Below are 19906 nucleotides of genomic sequence, written 5' to 3'. Positions count from 1 at the left end.
ATTCAGATATGGCTATATACTGCAAGAGGTATTAAGTCTTGTTTTCTTTGTTGTAGGACAATAACAAATGTATATTTTAACCATTTTTATCATCTTAATGGTTCTGTTTTAGGTATGTGTGAGAAAAATCACATCCAAATAATTGCTATGTTGCTAAAATGAAAAGGAAGATACAAAGGGGGGTATTATAGATGAAACCTATAGTAGCAGGAGTAGCAGGGACAGTACTGTTAGCAGGCTCAATCTTTGTTGGAACAATTGTCAGCGACAAAATTTCAGTAGAGTCAAATGCTGGCAAGGATGAAAAGACAGTGCAGACACAAATACCAACAACAGCAGCTGCTCAGTCGTTGGTCTATGCTCCACCAAGTATTGAAGAGGTGCCGGATGGACCTATGAAAGAGGCGATATTATACGGCTATGAGCTAGTGAATAACACACATGTTGCAGCAGATGAATATGTGGGGAATCAATTATCTTGCACAAGCTGTCATGCAGGAGCAGGCTATGATGAGCAAGCATCGTCGTTAGTAGGGGTCATGGCAAATTATCCACAATATATTGGACGCTCTGGTGATGTTGTGACGATAGAAGAGCGTATTAATGGCTGTATGGTTCGTAGTATGAATGGTAAAAAATTTGAAATGAATAGTGATGAATTGGAGGCCATGGTAGCGTATTTTGCTTATATTTCTGAAGGTGTACCAATAGGAGCAAAACGTGAATGGGCTGGTACAAGTGATATGAAGAATGTTCCGATTCCAGATGTTGCAAATGGTGAGGAGCTTTATGGACAGTCCTGTATAGCTTGTCATGCTGCTGATGGTTCTGGTACGGGTGCAAATACAGGTCCTGCATTATGGGGAGATAATTCCTTCAATGATGGAGCAGGGATGGCGCGGATATCAAAAATGGCTGGTTATATTCAAAACAATATGCCAGTCGGAGCAGCAGGTACTTTAACAGATCAGGATGCTGCTGATTTAGCCGCTTTTATTTTATCGCAGGATCGACCAGAATGGGCAAACCACGATAAAGACTGGCCAAAAGGCGGGCGCCCTAATGACATTATGAATAAAGAAAAACGAGAACAAATTAAAAATGGCACAATTGATTGGGAAAAAGTGCTTTCTACTAACTAATGAATGAAGGGATGCTGGCTGACAGCGTCCCTTTCCTATTTGTTAAGTTAAGCGGCTCATGGGCAATTTTGGATAACAAAATATTAGTTATGATCCTTGTAAAAGAAAGTTAGTACATAAATTTGCTATACTAGCGGTAGTAAGAGATGGAAATGGTGCAGGAGGTGACACTGTTGATTTTTTTGAAGTTTTTGATCCAAATTATCATAGTATCTGGTTTGATTTACATTGTTAGTGGACGATTAATTGGCTCCAATATCAATTTTGTTCGTAGAGTGCTATCGGTTGTTATTAGTGTGACATTAACCTCTTTTGTTTACTGGTATTCTTATTTGCGCCATACGGATTTTTTATCAGAAACGATGATGCAAACGGTGACAGAAGTCAGTACGCTCATTTGGATTGGGAGTATGCTACTCATTTCTATGTTACTCTATTTAGTTTTTGAACTGTTTGATCCAAGTGGTATAGCAACAGGAGACCGGCGAAACGGCCAAAAATCCATGTTATTTCGACTGCGTAGCTATTGGCGACAACAGAAACGTTTAAGGCAAGTACTAAAAATTGCTGTCACAAACGGTGTTGTGCAAACGATTAAATATGCTAGGCAACGTGAAAATGAAAAAGAGCTTGCCATTGCCTTAAGAGCAACATTAGAGCAATGTGGTGGGATTTTCATTAAATTTGGACAAGTACTGTCAACGAGGAAGGAATTATTTTCGCCCATTTTTATAGATGAGCTAGAAAGACTTCAGCACCGTGTGAAGCCTTTACCAGAGGAGCAAGTTACACAAATTTTAGAAGGCTCACTTCCACAACCAATGAATGAAATATTTAGCCATTTTCAAATGGAACCCATTGCGGCTGCCTCTATTGGTCAGGTGCATAAGGCGCGACTTAAAAATTATGAAGATGTTGTAGTTAAGCTTTTGCGTCCAGAAGTAAAAGGAATCATGCGTGATGATCTTGAAATTTTAGAGGAGTTTGCCAACTGGCTTTCAACAAAATCAACTTGGGCAGAGTCATTAGGCTTTCGGGAGCTAGCTGGTGGATTTGCGGATGGATTACGTGAGGAGATTCATTTAGATATTGAGGTCCGTAATACTTTACAGGTCAAAAATGCTCTAGCGAAAAGTGACTATAAAGTTCGAATACCTAAAATATACACAGCCTACAGTAATGAGAACGTCATTGTGATGGAATATATTCGAGGGCAAAGCGTAGCAGATGGGGCAGCTGAATTCAAACGGTTGTCTATCGATCGTAGGCAATTCGCAAGAACAGTATTATATTCATTTTTTGAACAAATGTTATTCTCTGGAATTTTCCATGCAGACCCGCATCCAGGAAATATCCACATCGATGAAACAGATGGCACACCAGTTCTGCTTGATTTTGGTGCAGTTGGGCGATTAGGCGCTACACAGCAGGAGGGTTTGAAGCTATTCTTGATGGGCATTCAGCTTAATGATTCAAGCGTTTTATATGATGGCTTAACATTATTAGTGGAAAATGCTGATCACGCAGACCGTGCAAGGATGGAGCAAGCAATTGATCAAATTTTATTAAAAATCTCCTATGTTGATCGTATACCGACTGAAGAATTAATTCATGCATTATTTACAGTAGTAAGGGACTTTGGTTTAGCGTTCTATCCTGCAGTAGGGTTGGCTCTTCGATCCTTAGTGACACTGGATGGCACTTTACGAGTAATTGATTCCCGTTTTGATATTTTTACCGAGGCAAAGGATTTTTCTGCTACATATATGCGTGCCTCTTTCTTAAAGCCATTTAAAGAACCAATGGCTACTAAAGAGCGACTTCAGGAAGAACTGTCCATGCTTATACCTACTTTACGTAAAATGCCAAGAAGAGTAGATCAGCTAATTCAACGCGTTGAAAGCGGGAAGATTATTTTACATCATGATGTTTTTTCAGATGAACATAATGCTCGTTTTATTACACATTTGTTTTCTCGCTTTGTGCTGCTTTTAGTAGGGATCACCTTTGGCATTATATCCGTGGCGCTTTTAGCTATCTCCCAATTTATTCATGATTCTTATGCGGTTTACTTAAATACTGCCGCCTATTTAGGTTTATTTTTATGTGCCATTTTATTAGTAAGATTATCGATACAAGCTCTAAGATCAATGAAACAGTAGATAGGGAATCTTTTCCCTATCTTTTTTTTGAAACATTGTAGAGAAATATTACAAAAACATTACAAAACGATGCGTAGGTCTAATGTCGAATAAGCTATTTTTATCGCTATGTAGATTAAATTGGTTATTTGTAGAATAAATACGCATTATATCTAATGTTACAGAAATATTTCGAGTTTTACTAATGTATTAAATAGATGAGAAATAGTATAAAAGTTATGCCGGAAATGCTAAACTTTAAAAGGCTAATATAAATATAAGAACAATTAATTAAAATAGAAATCGTTCAAGTGATTACATAGGATATCGAGAGCGAAATTGATAGATGAAGGGAAATGAAGGTAACGTGGGAAAGCGCAATAAATGGCGTAAGTCGATGGTGCTAGCATTGGCACTAGCAGGCGGCTTATTATTTAATACAATTCAACCAACAGAAGTACATGCCGAAGAAACTTCTCAACAAATGATCGAGAAAAAGGCTGAAATAGATAAACAAGTGAAGAAATTAGAGCAAGAATTAACAAAGCTACAACAAGAGATCGACGCAAAAGTTAAAGTATTTAAACAAGTACAAGCTGAAATTAAAGAAGTAGATGCTAGTATTGTTGAAACACAAAAACGTATTGAACAACGCTCTAAAATCTTAAGTGAGCGTATGGCTGCATATCAAGCACAAGATAACACTGTAGGCGTTTATTTAAATGTCGTTCTTGAAGCAAAAAGCTTTGCAGATTTAATGGACCGTGTCGTAGCGGTTAAAACATTAATGGATGCTGACCAAGAATTAGTGGATCAACAGGAAGCAGATAAAGCAAGCTTAGTGCAACAAAAAGCTACATTAGATGAAAAGCAAAAAGAGCTTCAAAAACAATTCCAAGAGCTTCAACAAAAGGAAAGCGAAATGGAAGTGAAAAAGGCTGAAAACGAAGCGAAATCACTTGCATTAAAAGCTCAAATTGCAACGAAACAAGAAGAAGAACGTTTAGAAGCGGAGCGTAAAGCAGCTGAAGAAGAAGCAGCTCGTTTACGTGCTCTTCAAGCAGCAACGCCAGTAGTACAAGCAACTCAAAATACTGGTGGTGGTCAACCACAAAAAATTATTGTTGGCTCTGGAGCTGGTACAGCATCATCAGGAGATGCTATTTCAACTGCTAAGCAATTCCTAGGTCGTCCTTATGTTTGGGGTGGTAGCAACCCATCAACAGGCTTTGACTGCTCAGGTCTTGTACAATGGTCTTACAAACAAGCAGGTGTTTCTTTACCTCGTACAGCATCACAACAATATTTAGCAACACAGCGTATTTCAGCAAGTGAAGCACGAGTTGGTGACTTAGTATTCTTCAGCTACGGGTCTGGGGTAGCGCACGTAGGTATTTACTTAGGTAACAACACAATGATCGATGCTCAAAACAACGGTGTCGTAATTGAATCACTTGATTGGTGGAATCAATACTTAGTAGGCTTCGGTCGTATTCAATAAGCAAGCCTCTTTAACTAATAGACGATTGACATGAGAAAAAGGTCATCTTTGTAGAGAAAAAATACAAAGATGACCTTTTTTTTATTTAGCTTAAAAATTTTTAAATTTTAAAGTTTAACTTAATGACACCTGTCTCTTTCAATGCAATAAAGAAAATTATAACAAAGGGACCGACAAGTAAACCGATAATACCAAATAACTGAAGACCAATGAACATGGCGATTAATGTTGGCAATGTAGATAAACCGATATGGTCTCCCATTAATTTAGGCTCGACTACTCGACGAATAATAAGTAAAATAGCAGCTAAGATGAATAATTTTACAGCAATAGCTGTGTTACCCATCAGTAAATGATAAAGTCCCCATGGAGCTAAAATAATGATAGAGCCTAGGAAAGGGACAATATCTATTAACCAAATAATAATCGTCATTGTTATGGCATATTTGGGCTGGATTAATAGAAGTCCAATAAGTGTGACGCCTCCAATAATAAAGCTTACAAATAAGTGTGCCTTCATATAACCGAAAGTTGCATCCTTTAGACGATTAAGGATAATCTTTATTTTCTTTGCAGTGTTGGGCTTTAAATATTTATAAGTGATTTGCTTTAATTTAGGCAAATCAAGCATAAATAGGAATAGAGCAATCATATAAACGAGAAGACTGATAAATAGGCTTGGAATTTCTGAAAAGAAGGCTGAAACTTTGCTATAATTAAAGAAGCTTAAAAAGAATTCTTCAACTTTTTTTATGAAATCCATTGTGGTTTTTTGAAGTGAAGCACTTACTTCTGGTGGAAAGTCTTCTGTATATTTAGAGATATTTTCTTGCATATGGAGCCACATATCTGATAGCTTGGAAATATAATAGGGAGCTTGCTTAGATAGTAAAATTATTTGCGACATGATTTGTGTAATGGACAGATAGCAAATAATAGATATAACCATAACACTCACTATGTATATAAAAGCAACTGCTATTTTCCGTGACATCTTCCATCGCCTTTTAAAGAACATGACGATTGGTTCTAAGAAAAATGCACTTATACCTGCAAATAGTAAAGGCATGGACACAGGGATAATAAAATAGGCAGCTACAAGTAAGGATAGAATCACAATTACTCGAAAAATCAATTTCCTAGCATTAAATTTATTCATAAACTCACCTTCTTTGCGAAAAAATTAAGTTAAGTGTACCATAAATCAAATTTTATTACGTTCTGAATCAATAAAGGTAGGGATAAATTATGGAAAAAGAGATTTTGCAACTTTTTAGTAATCTAACAGAGCGTGACCACGATATTCAATATGAATCTTACGAGGAACTAATGAAAATTATGCAGGAGCCCGTAGATTGGACATATGCAGTATGGGAACAGCTTGTACAAGCACTTACATACAAAGATGGACATGCTCGTGCACGTGCTGCACAAATTTTATGTGCCTTAGCCGCAAAAAGTGATCCAGAAGAAAGGGTATTGGAAGATTTTTTGAAAATTTGGGCTGTGACGTATGATGAGCGATTTGCCACGGCGAGGAACGCGTTACAAGCTATTTGGAAAATTGGATTAGCAGGTCAAGTACAAAGAGACTTAGTTGTCTCGTATCTAGCTAAGAGATTTCAAACCTGTTTGGATGAAAAGCATCCCTCTCTTATTCGCTATGATATTATTATTTCTTTTAAAAAGCTTTATGATGAAACGAATGACTCTAAATTAATAGCTATTGCACACCGCTTAATTGATGAAGAGCCCGAAGTTAAACACAAAAAGAAATATAAGGCAGCCATCCGTTCAAAGTAGCGAGATGGTGTTTTTTTGTACAGATGTAAAGTTTCTATTTGGAGTACAACTGTTTTTTCCTATTAATATATGGTAAACTGCTTTACAAATGAAATATTCTTGCAGAATAAAGGTGCTAACTAGCACAATCGGGAATTCGGTGAAAAACCGAAGCTGTTTCCGCAACTGTAAGTACAGCCATTATAAAGATATACCACTGTCTCCAAGGAGATGGGAAGGTTCTTTATAGCTCATTAAAATTCATTAATGAACTGTACAAGCCAGGAGACCGACCTTTATTTGAACGTATAACAACTCTTCGGAAGCTAGGAGGATATACGGCAAATTACATAGGTAATGTCATAGTAATTGGCAATCATTATGTTATTTTCGTCGTTCCTTTGCTTAAAGGAGCGGCGTTTTTTTATGCTATCGTTCATGTAAGAATTTATCAAAATGGGAAGGGGGTACATCAAGTGAAAAAGGATGCACGTTATTCTTGTTATCCGTTTATGCGTGAAAAGGCTTCAACGGTTGATTATGAGATTCGAACAGATAGTCTCACAACACATCTAGGGGTTGCATTAGCTGCAGTAAAAAAGGAGGATGTACAAGTTGTCGTAGATGATTTGCTGCTTATGTTACCTATGGCTTACCATGTCAATGGTTCAGTCCGAGGAAAGCTAGCAGTAACAGAAGAAGATCTTTCTTGGTTAAGCGAACGCTATGACTTTTATGTTCGTCATGTGAAGGAAGAAATACAAAGTTTTGTTTTACCTCAGGGCACAGAGGCTGCTGCTGCTTTACATCTTTGCCGCAGTGAAGCCAAAAAATCATATCGTACATTACATAAGGTTTCAGAGGAACGAGAGGTACCAGCTATCCTTTTCGACTACTTAGGCTTGTTAGCAAATGTATGCTTTGTCATGGCAGTCTATATGAATCACCAAGCAGGTATAGCTGAAATACCGTTTATTAGTAAATCCTATCCAATGAAAAAGAAAAGGGAGAGTAAGAATGAAGAAAGTATTTAATTTCCAATGGCTATCAGTGCTAGTACTAATATTAGTTTTAGCAGGTTGTGGTACCTCAGAAGATACAAAAAATAAAGAGGCTTCACAGGATACGCAACAAACTGAACAAACAACCTACAAAGTAACAGATGATCGTGGTGTAGAAGTAGAATTTAAAGAAGTACCAAAAACTATTGTTTCCTTACAACCAAGTAATACGGAGATTTTATTTGCACTAGGTGTTGGTGAGAAAATCGTAGGAGCAACAGAGTATGACACATATCCAGAAGCAGCACAAAAAATCGAACGAGTATCTGATTCTCAGAATTTCGATAGTGAACGCATTATAGCCTTAAAGCCAGATGTGGTCATTGCTTACACAATTGGCTCTAAGGATGCATTGAAACCATTAGAAGATGCGGGACTGAAAGTTTTTGTTATTGAATCTGCCACATCATTTGATGATGTTTATGGGGATATTGAACAACTAGCTGCTGTAATGGGTGTTGAAGATAAAGGAAATGAATTAAACGAACAGATTAAAGCGAAAATTACTGAAGTACAAACAAAGGTGAAAGAAGTAAAAGCACCGAAAAATGTTTATTTAGAGATTAGTCCTAAGCCAGATATTTATACGGCAGGCGCTGGAACTTTCCAGCAAGAAATATTAAATGCAGCCAATGTTAAGAATGTCTTTGCTGATTTAGACAATTGGGCGCAAGTGTCTGAGGAAGAGGTTATTGCGAAAAATCCAGAGGTTATATTAACAACAGTAAACTATACAGAAGATCCTATAGGGGAAATTTTGACACGTGATGGTTGGAATACTGTGAAAGCTATTCAAGATAAAGCTGTACAGTCTCTTGATACTGATATCTCTAATCGTCCTGGTCCACGTATTGGAGAAGCAGTAGAATTAGTAGCTAAAGCTGTGTATCCAGAGTTATTTAAATAACAATTCAAGGCTAGCTGATCTAACGGCTAGCCATTTTTATATGGTTAGTTATTACCTAGCGTGAAAATTGGAATTAATTTAATTTGTTCTATAGAATAAAGGTAAGAATGCTTAATAATTTAGGGAGGGTAGTGAATGGAACAGTTAGATACACAGGTTATTCCGTTTGAGGCAGTCTATAATTTCCGAGATATGGGGGGATATAAGACAAGGGATGGACGTATTGTAAAGAAGGGTTTATTCTACCGCTCTGCAGCACTTGCTAAAATGACATCAGCAGATAAAGAGCGATTTGAAATGTTAGGTATTAAAACTATTTTTGATTACCGTGACAACAAGGAAGCACAGCATAATCCTAACCCCGTGTTCTCACATGCTCGATATATTCAAATACCAGCAAAGGGTAATCATGCTTTTGAAATGCCCACAAATGCTGGTGGTAAAGATTTTTATAAAGTAGTAAGCCCCGAAATGTTCCGAAATTTTTATGCGCAAATGCCTTTTAATAATCCCTCATTTAAGGAGCTAATGAAAACCATTCAAAATCCTGATAATTTAGGTCTTGTTCACCATTGTGCAGTTGGAAAAGATAGAACAGGTATAGGAGGCGCCCTGATTTTACTAGCTTTAGATGTACCAGAGGAAACAATCATGGAAGACTACCTAGACACTAATATACACTTACAACCCATGGTGGAAAAAATGGCTCAAGCTATTCAGCATCAGTATAATGAACAAGAATTACAGCAATTTTATGCATTGATGTCTGCTCGTGAAGATTATTTACAAGCAGCATTGGATGCTATGGATGATCTCTATGGCTCAAAGACTGCCTTTATGGAACAGGAATTTGGACTAACAGCTGAAAAACGTAAGCAATTACAGTCTTACTGTTTGATGTAAGGAAAAGCCCTTTCACAAAGCTATGTGAAGGGGATTTTTTGTGTGGAAGCGCTGTCTTATCATAAACCTCTTTACAGTCTGAAAATTTGTGATAAGATACAATAGATTTTCAAGAAAAAGATAGGAGAAGTGAAAGTATTGGCAGACACAATTAAAGAGACAAATAAGTTAAGTCTATTCCATTTAACGTGGCCTATCTTCTTAGAAGTATTTTTATTTATGTTAATGGGACTAGCTGATACTTTTATGCTCAGTGCTTTATCAGATAATGCTGTATCAGGAGTAGGTGCAGCCAATCAATATATCCATATAGCTATCTTGATTCTTGAAGTGGTTGGTAATGGTGCATCCATTGTAGTTTCCCAATATTTAGGTTCAAGACGGTTCTTCGAAGCAGCAAAAATATCAGCTTTAGCTGTTACAATGAATTTGGCCGTTGGGCTTTTGATGAGTATTCTATTTTTCTTCTTTGCTGGTCATTTAATGACAATGATGAATTTACAGGGAGAAGTACTCCACTATGCGCAAAGCTATTTAGCAATCATCGGGAGTTTTATTTTCCTTCAGGCTATTATCAATGCTTTAGCTGCAATTATCCGCGTACATGGTTGGACGAAGCAAACAATGTACGTATCACTTGGTATGAATATATTACACGTGGTTTTAAATTATGGTCTTATTTTTGGGAATTTAGGTTTTCCAGAGCTTGGTGTTAAAGGTGCAGCTATTTCTTCTGTTATTAGTCGAGGTTTAGCGGTACTCGTATTTTTCTGGTTGTTATATCAGGTCATGGAAGTGCGTATAAAGATTCAATATTATTTCGAGTATTCTAAGGAATATGTAAAAAAAATATTGAACATTGGCCTACCGTCTGCATTTGAGCAGGTTCTTTATCAGTTTTGTCAAATCATCTTCTTGTATTATGCAACATATTTAGGAGCAGAAACATTAGCGGCACGACAATACGCCATGAATATTTCAATGTTTACCTATTTATTTGCGATTGCTATTGGTACAGGAACAGCAATCATTATTGGTCGTCATGTAGGTGCAGGGAAAAAGGACGATGCTTATCATCAGCTTTGGACTAGCGTACGTGCGGCATTTGTTTTTACGATTATAATGGTCGCTTTTGTCACGATTTTCCGCAAGCAGCTTATGCATGTTTTTACAGATAACCCTAACGTTATAGCAATTGGAGCATCCGTGTTAGCTTTAAGTATTTTACTTGAGACGGGCCGCACGATGAATATTGTTGTCATTAACTCGTTACGTGCTTCAGGGGATGCGAGGTTCCCTGTGAAAATCGGATTTCTGTCAATGGTTTGCATGAGTCTTCCATTGGGTTATTTATTTGTCTTTGTACTGGATTGGGGCTTGGTTGGAATTTGGCTAGCCATTTCAGCAGATGAATGGTTGCGGGCAATTATCGTATACTTTAGATGGAAGAGCCGTAAATGGGAGCGATTTGCCCTCGTTTCACCTAACGAACAGAAGGAGGCATAGCAATGGGTGCATTATCTAAACGTGCAATAGGGGCAGCATTAATGGATCAACAGATTAATCTTTTTGCTTGTCCGGTTTGTCAGCAATCGATGTATGTTTATGAGCAAGGGAGGTTGGTTTGTTCTGCCAACCATTCATTTGATATTGCCAAGCAAGGCTATGTCAATATGCTAACGAATAGCGTCTCCTCTAAATATAGTAAGAGTCTTTTTGAATCCCGCAAGGCTGTAATTGATAGCGGAATCTATGATGTAGTGGAAGCTAAAATCAGTGAGATTGTAGCGCCTGCAAAAAAAGTGCTTGATACTGGATGTGGAGAAGGATCACATTTAGCTCGAATTATGAAGGCCAAAAAGTATGGGATAGGTATAGGAATTGATATAGCAAAAGAAGGCATAATGGCTGCAGCTCGTCATTATCCACAACAAATTTGGTGTGTAGGTGATTTGGCGAAAAGTCCGTTTGCGAAAGCAAGCTTTGATGCAATTTTAAATATTTTATCACCTGCCAATTATGAGGAGTTTAAACGGCTTCTTGCGCCTGATGGCTGTATTGTAAAGGTTGTGCCACAAAGCGGATACTTACAGGAACTGCGTGCTCAATTATATGCAGATTCAAGCAAAGAAACCTATTCTAACGAGCAGATTGTTGCACGTTTTCAAGATAGCTTTCATGAGGTTACCAAAGAACGTGTTACCTATACTCTACCACTTGATGAGAATCTTGTGCCCGCGTTATTAGAAATGACACCAATGGGCTGGCATAAAAAAGAGGATAAAGACCTCATATTAAATGCAATTACAATCGATGTAGATCTACTAGTGGGGAAGGCTTAGATGGTCGCAGGCAATTGCAGTATACTGGTCTTTTCGATTACAATGGGAATAACTATTGAATAAGGTAGGAATGTAACAGTGTATAAATTAGCAGCAAATGTTGTCAAAGTAATATTGAAATTAATGGGCTCAAAGGCTCGTGTATATGGAGAAGAAAACTTACCAAAAGACGGTGGGTTTATTATAGCTTGTACACATACAGGCTATGTTGATATTTTAAACCTTGGTGTAGCCATGTATCCACGGGAAATTCATTTTATGGCAAAGAAGCAATTATTTGAAATGAAAGGCCTTGGATGGCTTATTGAGCGTTTAAATGCCTTTCCGGTAGACCGTGATAATCCTGGTCCAAGCGTGATTAAAATTCCTTCACAGTTATTGAAGGAAGGCAAAATCGTGGGGATTTTCCCATCTGGAACTCGAAATGCAGAAGGCTCTGATTTAAAACAAGGAGCGATTACAATTGCACAGCTGGCAAAGGTGCAAATTGTTCCTGCTGCTTATGTTGGTGCACGCAATGCTGGAGATGTAATGAAGCGTGGCAAAGGCTATTTAATTTATGGTGAGCCGTTTTATGTAACAGGTAAAGGCAAAGAAGGTCGTGAACAATTTACACAACACCTTGAACATGAACTGATTGCTTTAACAGAAGAATTACAGAAACGAATTGCAGTCAAATAAAATAAAGTGGCACTCAGAATCAACTTGATTTTGAGTGTTTTATTGTGGGAGGATAGTAGAATGATTCGAGTACTTTTCGTGTGCTTAGGCAATATTTGTCGCTCTCCAATGGCAGAAGCTGTCATGCGTGATTTAATAGAGAAAGAGCATTTGAATGATAAAATTGAAGTGGATTCTGCTGCTACGAGTTCGTGGCATGTTGGTGAGCCCCCTCATCGTGGTACACAAGATAAGCTTAAAGAGTATGGCATTTCTACTACAGGAATGCGTGGTCGACAATTGCAACAAGCTGATGTTGAAAAATTTGCTTACATTATAGGTATGGATGAAAGTAATATTCGCAATATCCGTACGATGTTAGGTGATCCCCATTCACCAAAGATATTTCGTTTTTTAGATTTAACAGAGCATCATAAGGACGTCCCTGATCCTTACTATACGGGAGATTTTCAAGAAACCTACGATTTAGTACGTGAGGGATGTCAGGCGTTACTCGTAAAAATAAAACAAGAGTTGTTGTAAGGCGATACTAAATAGCGCAAATTTTAACAGTTATTGCTTTAGAAAAAGTTCGCTTAAACATTGGTATATCTAGCTTTGTAAGCATCATTGTGTTATTATTTGCAGAGTAAAGATACGATAAGTATTTAATTACCATTTTCAGATATGCAAAGGTGTATCTATTATTTTTATAAAATTATCTTTTGAAAGAGAGTGGAAACAATGGGTCGTAAGTGGAATAACATTAAAGAAAAGAAAGCGTCTAAAGATCAAAGCACAAGCCGTGTCTATGCCAAATTTGGTCGAGAAATTTATGTGGCAGCTAAATCAGGCGAACCAGATCCAGAGTCAAACCGTGCACTTAAGGTAGTTCTTGAACGTGCTAAAACATATAGTGTTCCAAAACATATTATAGAAAAAGCCATCGATAAAGCAAAAGGTGGCGGTGATGAAAGCTTTGACGAATTACGTTATGAAGGCTTTGGACCAGCAGGCACAATGATTATCGTGGATGCTTTAACAAACAATGTGAATCGTACAGCATCTGATGTTCGTGCAGCATTTGGTAAAAATAATGGGAATATGGGTGTCAGTGGTTCTGTAGCTTATATGTTCGATTCAACAGCAGTAATTGGTTTAGAGGGCAAAACTGCTGATGAAGTACTAGAAATTTTAATGGAAGCAGATATTGATGCTCGTGATATTCTAGAAGAAGATGAAGCAGTTATTATTTATGCAGAGCCAGATCAATTCTTTGCTACACAAGAAGCATTAAAGGCTGCAGGTGTTGAAGAGTTCACAGTAGCAGAACTATCTATGCTACCTCAAACTGAAGTAACATTAACTGGTGACGATGTAGCGAAGTTTGAAAAACTAATAGATGCTTTAGAAGATTTAGAAGATGTACAAAACGTCTTCCACAATGCAGATTTAGGTGAATAAACCGCTAATCTAAATGAGTAAACCAGTAGCTATAAGGCTACTGGTTTTTAATTAGGGAGGAAAATATGCAGACTACTTTAGCGATTATTTTATTTTTAGTTACATTATTTTTCGTTATTGTACAGCCGCGTAAACTATCAATTGGCTGGTCAGCCTGTATAGGAGCAGCTATTGCGCTATTAATTGGCGTAGTCACCTGGCAAGATGTATTAGAGGTAACTGGGATTGTTTGGAATGCCACGCTTTCATTTATCGGTATTATTTTAATTTCGCTTATATTAGATGAAATTGGTTTTTTCGAATGGGCAGCTCTGCATATGGCACGGCTTGCTAAGGGGAGCGGGATTCGTTTATTCGTTTATATTGCCTGTTTAGGAGCTATTGTATCGGCTTTATTTGCTAATGATGGTGCCGCTTTAATATTAACGCCCATTGTTTTAGCAATGGTGAGAAAGCTGAACTTAACGGAAAAAATGATTTTCCCATTTATCATTGCAAGTGGTTTTATTGCAGATACCACATCTTTACCCTTTGTTATTAGTAATTTAACAAATATCGTATCAGCTGATTTCTTTGAGATCGGCTTTATAGATTATGCTATTCATATGGTTGTACCTAACTTCTTTTCTTTAATAGCAAGTATAGTAGTCCTGTACATTGTTTTTCGTCGATCCATTCCACAAGATTATTCTCTGGAGGCAGTTGAGCATCCTAAGCAGGCAATTCGAGACCCGAAACTATTTGCAATAGCTTGGTATGTGATTGTTATTCTATTAGTGGGGTTCGTGATTGGTGAAGTTTTGCACATCCCTGTATCCTTTATTTTATGCGGTGTTGCGGCAATTTTCTTATGGTTAGCACAACGCAGTACGTTTGTTGATACAAAGAGAGTTATAAAAGGGGCCCCGTGGAATATTGTGTTCTTCTCAATTGGTATGTATGTGGTTGTCTATGGCTTGAAAAATGTAGGTATGACGGGGTTATTGGCAAGTTTGCTAGACCAAGCTGTGCAGCAAGGCTTTATAGTAGCCACTATCACTATGGGATTTGTAGCAGCCATTTTATCAGCGATTATGAACAATTTACCCACTGTCATGATTGATGCTTTAGCTATTTCCGAAACAAGCGCAACAGGTATGATGAAAGAAGGTCTAATTTATGCAAATGTCATTGGCACCAATTTAGGACCAAAAATGACACCGATTGGCTCACTCGCGACATTATTATGGCTTCATATATTGGCTCAAAAGGGCATTAAAATTAGCTGGGGGCAGTATTTTAAAATCGGCATTATTCTTACAATCCCAACATTGTTCGCTACTTTAGTCGGATTAGTTATTTGGATAAGTATCATATCTTAGTTTTATTATTGAAATAGGGCACAATTCGATTTCTTTAAAAGGACAAGTTATAAGGCAAATAAAAAAGGCTTGGATGTCTGCACTGAAGAGCTCTTAAATACAAGCTATTGATTAATTTGAACTATTTTTCTATGAGCGTAGATCTTGTAGAAAAATAGTTTTTTATTTTGTTACATAAATTAAACAGTACTACCATCAATGTGTCATTTTGCATATTAAATGTAGAATTAAACCAGATTAAGGGAAATTAGAAAATAATTTGTCGTTTACCCATTGTGAAAACTATCAAACCATAACATAATATAAATTAATATATTTGAACGAAGAAAATAGGGGGGTCTAAAGTATGAGATTTTTACGTTCGATACAGGGGAAACTAATTATTATTTCATTAGCACTATTGACTATTCCAAGTTTGATTATTGGAATGGTTAGTTACGGTAAGGCGAAAAATGGAATGGAGGAGATTGGAGAGCAAGTACTATACAATAGTGTTGAATCGGCTTTGCAATTGATTGAACTCGCAAATGAGAGTGTTGAAAAGGGCGATATTCCTTTAGAAGTAGCACAAGAGCGAGTACGAGAAGCTTTACTTGGTCCTAAAGATAGTGAAGGGAAGCGACCAATTAACTATCCTGGTAATTTAGGTGAATATGGCTATATTTATGTGCTAGATGATAAGGGTACTTTAACAACACACCCTACTAGAGAAGGAGACAATCTATGGAATGACCAAGATAGTAGTGGTAATTATTTTATTCGAGAAGTAACAGAAAAGGCACTTGATGGTGGTGGCTTTACAGAATATGAGTTTGAACTTCCAGGTCAGGATGTTTTAGCTGATAAAATTATCTATTCTGAGAAAGATCCGTATTGGGGATGGATTATTGCATCTGGTACGTATATGCAAGACTTTAACCAAGGGGCACATTCCTTACTGATAGTGATTGCTGTAACATTAATTGGTGCCATTATTATAGGGACCATTGTTGTTATTTTAGTATCTAGACATCTGGCATTGCCCGTACAAAAATTATCGAAGCGTGTGCTCGAAGTAGCTAAGGGGAATTTAACTGTAGACATTGAACATTTAAAGCGTTCAGATGAAATTGGACAGTTAAATGCAGGCTTTAATGAAATGGTTGATCAGCTCAAAACGCTTATTTCGGATGTAGAGGAAGCGATAGTAGAAATTCAATCAACATCAGCGAACCTATCAGCAGTAGCTGAAGAAACAAATGCGTATGGAGATGAGATTGTTAAAGCCATTAATGAAGTATCGGAAGGCGCAGTCCAGCAAGCATCTGATGCGGAAGATACAAATCGAACAGCTATAGAATTTGCGCGTCTAATAGAAGGATTACATGAAAAAAATGAATTAATGCTCGATGCATCCCAGCATATGAAGGAATCAAATGAAGAAGGTCTTGTTAATATAGATAGCTTGAAAGTAAAATCCAATGAGTCTTCAACGTTGATTCAGAACATGCAGTCTGTTTTTAGTAGTCTAATTGTCAAGGTGCGTGAAATTGAAGGTATTGTAGGGACGATAACCGAAATTTCAGATCAAACGAACCTACTTGCTCTTAATGCTTCAATAGAAGCAGCTAGAGCTGGTGAACAGGGCAAAGGATTTGCAGTTGTTGCAGAGGAAGTACGAAAGCTTGCTGATCAAACAGCTGTAGCGACTGAGCTTGTACGCACGACGTTAAAGGGTATTGAAAGTGAAACAAACTTAGTCAACAATGAGATGCAGAAGACACATGTGATTGTGCGTCAGCAAAATGATTCTGTCATAGTAACAGAGACGTCCTTTAAAGAAATTAAATTGGCTGTTGAAAAGATAATAGCCTTCATAGGAGATATGACAGAGGGTGTAGAATATTTAAATAACTCTAAGAATGATATGATGCAATCGATCGAAAGCATAGCCTTGATTAGTGAAAAGAATGCTGCTGCATCTGAAGAGGTCACTGCGTCTGTAGATGAGCAACAACGAGCAATCCAGCTTGTTAGTGAATCATCTAATGATCTAACTGATGAAATATCTGCATTACAGGAGTCCATTAAACGCTTTATATTGAGATGATGTTTCAGGATGCTTGTTGACCAAGCATCCTTTTTACTTTATCCACGTTAATAAAAGGTAAAGGAGGGGTGATTTGTGAAAAAATGGGTGATAAGTATATGTATTCTTCTAGTAGGTATGGGCATTGTTCTTTATATCTGGTTGGGAAAAGAAATCGAGCAGGGAGTTGAACCAAATGCCAATGGCTCTGCCGATTATATGATTATACTTGGAGCAAAAGTAAAGCCTGGTGGTGTACCATCGCTGTCGTTAAAAAGTAGATTAGAGGTGGCGGTACAATACTTAACAAACTATCCGCATGTTAAGGTTATTGTGTCAGGTGGGCAAGGACCTGATGAAGATCGAACAGAGGCATCTGTCATGAAAGATTATCTGGAACAGAAAGGTATTGAGGCTTCAAGAATTATCATTGAGGATCAATCTACATCGACTTATGAAAATTTAGTATTTTCTAAAGAACTATTACCAAAAGAGACAAAGAAAATCACCATCGTTTCTAATGACTTTCATTTGAAACGTGCCAAATATCTAGCTGAAGCATTAAATTTTGAAGTGGATGTCGTAGCGGCCAAAACACCTAAGTCAGTAGAAGCTAAACTAAGAATAAGAGAAAGAGCCGCATTATTAAAAACATATATTATAGGCTATTAAATAATTATGTCCTTCGTTGAAAAATTATCTAGTGCTTCCTCGTAAAAAAACTATTGCTCAGTGTAGATAATTGTTTCTTAATAGGTTTCATTTGGCATATAATAGAAATATTACGGGGATAGGCCAGAAAGAGGGGACTTCAATGAAAACGTTTAAAGACTATGAATACAACCGTCCAAATGTGGCAGTTATGAAAGAGCAACAATTAGCTCTCATCGAACAATTTAAAAATGCACAATCTATGGACGAGCAAAGTGGCATCATTGAACAGTTAAATACAATTAGTAATGACTTTGCTACAATGGCTAACTTAGTATATATTCGTGCTTCTATTGATACAAATGATGAATTTTATCAAGCAGAACGTGATTATTTCGATGAAGTTGGTCCAGAGCTAGAGGAAGTAACTACAGAATACTATAAAGCATTAATTGCTTCACCGTTCCGTCAGCAATTAGAAGAAAAATGGGGTCAGCAATTATTCGATCTAGCAACCTATCAAATTAAAGGGTTCTCCCCAGAAGTGATTGATTTAATGCAAAAAGAAAATAAGCTTGTTTCTGAATATAATAAGCTTGTTGCTTCCGCACAAATCGAATTTAATGGAGAGACATTAACACTTGCTCAGCTTGGCCCATTTTCGGAATCAACTGAACGAGAAACACGTAAGGCTGCGACAGATGCTCGTTTTGGCTTCTTTGCTGAACATGAGGAAGAATTTGATCGTTTATATGATGAGCTTGTAAAGGTGCGTCATGAAATTGCTGTTAAACTAGGCTACAAAAACTATGTAGAGCTAGGTTATATTCGCATGAATCGTATCGATTATAATGCTGAAATGGTAAAAAAATTCCGTGATCAGGTTCGAGATTTAATCGTACCTGTTGCAACGAAGCTATATGAGCGCCAGGCAAAGCGTATTGGTATTGAAGATTTTAAATTCTATGATGAAGCATTAAACTTCTTATCAGGCAATGCTACACCGAAGGGTAATCCAGAGTGGATCGTAGCAAATGGTAAGAAAATGTATGAGGAGTTATCACCAGAAACAGGAGAATTCTTCAACTTCATGATTGAGCATGAATTAATGGACCTTGTAGCGAAGAAAGGTAAAGAGAGTGGTGGTTATTGTACATTTATTGAAAACTATCATTCCCCATTTATTTTCTCGAACTTTAACGGAACGTCAGGTGACATTGATGTGTTAACACATGAGGCTGGACATGCCTTCCAAGTGTATTCAAGTCGTAATATTGGCATACCAGAATATTTGTGGCCAACCTACGAATCTTGTGAAATTCACTCAATGAGTATGGAGTTTTTCACGTGGCCATGGATGGAACTATTCTTTAAAGAAGATACAGAGAAATATAAATTTACACATTTAAGTAGCGGTCTTCTATTCTTACCATATGGTGTTGCAGTAGATGAGTTCCAACATGTTATTTATGAAAATCCTACAATGACACCAGCTGAACGTAAGGCAGCATGGAAGAAAATCGAGGAAACATATTTACCACACCGTAACTATGACGATAATAGCTATCTTGCAGCAGGGGGCGTTTGGCAACGTCAGGGTCACATTTATGCGAGCCCGTTCTATTATATTGATTACACGCTAGCCCAAATTTGCGCCTTCCAGTTCTGGAAGCGTTCACGTGAAGAATTTGAGGCTGCTTGGAAAGATTATTTACATTTATGCGGCTTAGGAGGATCTATGTCCTTTACAAAGCTAGTAAAAGAGGCAGGCTTAATTTCGCCATTTGAGGACGGCTGTGTTGAATCGGTTATTGGGGAAATTGAGGCATACTTAAATTCAGTTGATGACTCCTCACTTTAATTAATCTATAAATTCGCTCCACTTCCATGAAGTGAGCGAATTTTTTAATTGATCATCTCCAT

17 protein-coding genes and 1 riboswitch are annotated in these 19906 nt (G+C 37.3%); of the genes, 16 read left to right on the top strand and 1 reads right to left on the bottom strand.

Going from position 1 to position 19906, the window contains the following annotated elements; all coding sequences use genetic code 11:
* Positions 1-191: 191 nt before the first annotated feature.
* From MKY49_RS20815 to MKY49_RS20805, 3 genes are all read left to right on the top strand, one after another.
* Positions 192-1142, top strand: a complete 951-nt coding sequence (locus MKY49_RS20815; protein ID WP_274794774.1) for a c-type cytochrome — start codon at positions 192-194, stop codon at positions 1140-1142.
* Positions 1143-1315: 173 nt separating this feature from the next.
* Entirely contained in the window at positions 1316-3304 is a 1989-nt protein-coding gene (locus tag MKY49_RS20810; RefSeq protein WP_274794773.1) for an ABC1 kinase family protein, read from the top strand.
* Between the two features lie 325 nt (positions 3305-3629).
* A complete protein-coding gene (locus MKY49_RS20805) occupies positions 3630-4784 on the top strand; it encodes a C40 family peptidase (protein ID WP_274794772.1) in 1155 nt (384 codons plus the stop codon).
* Between the two features lie 100 nt (positions 4785-4884).
* On the opposite strand, the gene ytvI is transcribed toward MKY49_RS20805, so the two are convergent.
* The gene (gene ytvI / locus MKY49_RS20800; RefSeq protein ID WP_274794771.1) at positions 4885-5943 is read right to left on the bottom strand and encodes a sporulation integral membrane protein YtvI; all 1059 of its coding nucleotides are present in this window, start codon (positions 5941-5943) and stop codon (positions 4885-4887) included.
* An 89-nt stretch (positions 5944-6032) separates the two neighbouring features.
* Here ytvI and MKY49_RS20795 point away from each other — a divergent pair, with 89 nt between their 5' ends.
* The 13 genes from MKY49_RS20795 (at position 6033) to MKY49_RS20735 (ending at position 19844) form a co-directional block, all read left to right on the top strand.
* Positions 6033-6587, top strand: coding sequence for a hypothetical protein (locus MKY49_RS20795; RefSeq protein ID WP_341387019.1), 555 nt, complete (start codon positions 6033-6035; stop codon positions 6585-6587).
* Between the two features lie 93 nt (positions 6588-6680).
* Positions 6681-6878, top strand: a riboswitch (cobalamin riboswitch).
* A 164-nt stretch (positions 6879-7042) separates the two neighbouring features.
* Complete coding sequence (locus tag MKY49_RS20790; protein WP_341387018.1) at positions 7043-7600, top strand: ATP:cob(I)alamin adenosyltransferase; 558 nt, start codon at positions 7043-7045, stop codon at positions 7598-7600.
* Positions 7584-8534 carry an ABC transporter substrate-binding protein gene (locus MKY49_RS20785; protein ID WP_274794768.1) on the top strand — a complete coding sequence of 317 codons (951 nt, stop codon included), beginning with the start codon at positions 7584-7586 and terminating at the stop codon, positions 8532-8534. Before MKY49_RS20790 ends, MKY49_RS20785 begins: the two co-directional genes overlap by 17 nt.
* A gap of 135 nt (positions 8535-8669) precedes the next feature.
* Positions 8670-9437 (top strand): tyrosine-protein phosphatase, encoded by a 768-nt coding sequence (locus MKY49_RS20780; RefSeq protein WP_341387017.1) that lies wholly within the window; start codon positions 8670-8672, stop codon positions 9435-9437.
* 138 nt (positions 9438-9575) lie between these two features.
* Positions 9576-10943 (top strand): MATE family efflux transporter, encoded by a 1368-nt coding sequence (locus tag MKY49_RS20775; protein ID WP_341387016.1) that lies wholly within the window; start codon positions 9576-9578, stop codon positions 10941-10943.
* A 2-nt stretch (positions 10944-10945) separates the two neighbouring features.
* The gene (locus tag MKY49_RS20770) at positions 10946-11779 is read left to right on the top strand and encodes a putative RNA methyltransferase (protein ID WP_341387015.1); all 834 of its coding nucleotides are present in this window, start codon (positions 10946-10948) and stop codon (positions 11777-11779) included.
* Positions 11780-11857: 78 nt separating this feature from the next.
* Positions 11858-12460: a lysophospholipid acyltransferase family protein gene (locus MKY49_RS20765; protein WP_274794763.1), complete on the top strand. Its 603-nt coding sequence runs from the start codon at positions 11858-11860 to the stop codon at positions 12458-12460.
* Positions 12461-12520: 60 nt separating this feature from the next.
* Positions 12521-12982: a low molecular weight protein-tyrosine-phosphatase gene (locus tag MKY49_RS20760; RefSeq protein ID WP_274794762.1), complete on the top strand. Its 462-nt coding sequence runs from the start codon at positions 12521-12523 to the stop codon at positions 12980-12982.
* 201 nt (positions 12983-13183) lie between these two features.
* Positions 13184-13903, top strand: a complete 720-nt coding sequence (locus tag MKY49_RS20755) for a YebC/PmpR family DNA-binding transcriptional regulator (RefSeq protein WP_341387014.1) — start codon at positions 13184-13186, stop codon at positions 13901-13903.
* Positions 13904-13968: 65 nt separating this feature from the next.
* On the top strand, positions 13969-15264 hold the full coding sequence (locus MKY49_RS20750; RefSeq protein ID WP_274794760.1) for an arsenic transporter: 1296 nt from the start codon (positions 13969-13971) through the stop codon (positions 15262-15264).
* A gap of 346 nt (positions 15265-15610) precedes the next feature.
* Entirely contained in the window at positions 15611-17353 is a 1743-nt protein-coding gene (locus MKY49_RS20745; protein ID WP_274794759.1) for a methyl-accepting chemotaxis protein, read from the top strand.
* Positions 17354-17470: 117 nt separating this feature from the next.
* Positions 17471-18004 carry a YdcF family protein gene (locus MKY49_RS20740; protein WP_396631764.1) on the top strand — a complete coding sequence of 178 codons (534 nt, stop codon included), beginning with the start codon at positions 17471-17473 and terminating at the stop codon, positions 18002-18004.
* A gap of 142 nt (positions 18005-18146) precedes the next feature.
* Positions 18147-19844 carry a M3 family oligoendopeptidase gene (locus tag MKY49_RS20735; protein WP_341387012.1) on the top strand — a complete coding sequence of 566 codons (1698 nt, stop codon included), beginning with the start codon at positions 18147-18149 and terminating at the stop codon, positions 19842-19844.
* The last annotated feature ends 62 nt before the right edge of the window (positions 19845-19906 follow it).

This window comes from Lysinibacillus sp. FSL M8-0134 (assembly GCF_038069745.1).
GTDB classification, from domain to species: domain Bacteria; phylum Bacillota; class Bacilli; order Bacillales_A; family Planococcaceae; genus Lysinibacillus; species Lysinibacillus irui.
This window is presented reverse-complemented; position numbering and strand designations above follow the sequence as displayed.

What these genes read in the sequence shown, in the direction of transcription:
- MKY49_RS20740 (WP_396631764.1), top strand. Translation starts at nt 17,471, where the DNA reads ATGGGCATTGTTCTTTATATCTGGTTGGGAAAAGAAATCGAGCAGGGA.
- MKY49_RS20745 (WP_274794759.1), top strand. Translation starts at nt 15,611, where the DNA reads ATGAGATTTTTACGTTCGATACAGGGGAAACTAATTATTATTTCATTA.
- MKY49_RS20770 (WP_341387015.1), top strand. Translation starts at nt 10,946, where the DNA reads ATGGGTGCATTATCTAAACGTGCAATAGGGGCAGCATTAATGGATCAA.
- MKY49_RS20785 (WP_274794768.1), top strand. Translation starts at nt 7,584, where the DNA reads ATGAAGAAAGTATTTAATTTCCAATGGCTATCAGTGCTAGTACTAATA.
- MKY49_RS20755 (WP_341387014.1), top strand. Translation starts at nt 13,184, where the DNA reads ATGGGTCGTAAGTGGAATAACATTAAAGAAAAGAAAGCGTCTAAAGAT.
- MKY49_RS20805 (WP_274794772.1), top strand. Translation starts at nt 3,630, where the DNA reads ATGAAGGGAAATGAAGGTAACGTGGGAAAGCGCAATAAATGGCGTAAG.
- MKY49_RS20750 (WP_274794760.1), top strand. Translation starts at nt 13,969, where the DNA reads ATGCAGACTACTTTAGCGATTATTTTATTTTTAGTTACATTATTTTTC.
- MKY49_RS20780 (WP_341387017.1), top strand. Translation starts at nt 8,670, where the DNA reads ATGGAACAGTTAGATACACAGGTTATTCCGTTTGAGGCAGTCTATAAT.
- MKY49_RS20795 (WP_341387019.1), top strand. Translation starts at nt 6,033, where the DNA reads ATGGAAAAAGAGATTTTGCAACTTTTTAGTAATCTAACAGAGCGTGAC.
- MKY49_RS20735 (WP_341387012.1), top strand. Translation starts at nt 18,147, where the DNA reads ATGAAAACGTTTAAAGACTATGAATACAACCGTCCAAATGTGGCAGTT.
- MKY49_RS20815 (WP_274794774.1), top strand. Translation starts at nt 192, where the DNA reads ATGAAACCTATAGTAGCAGGAGTAGCAGGGACAGTACTGTTAGCAGGC.
- ytvI (WP_274794771.1), bottom strand. Translation starts at nt 5,943, where the DNA reads ATGAATAAATTTAATGCTAGGAAATTGATTTTTCGAGTAATTGTGATT.
- MKY49_RS20760 (WP_274794762.1), top strand. Translation starts at nt 12,521, where the DNA reads ATGATTCGAGTACTTTTCGTGTGCTTAGGCAATATTTGTCGCTCTCCA.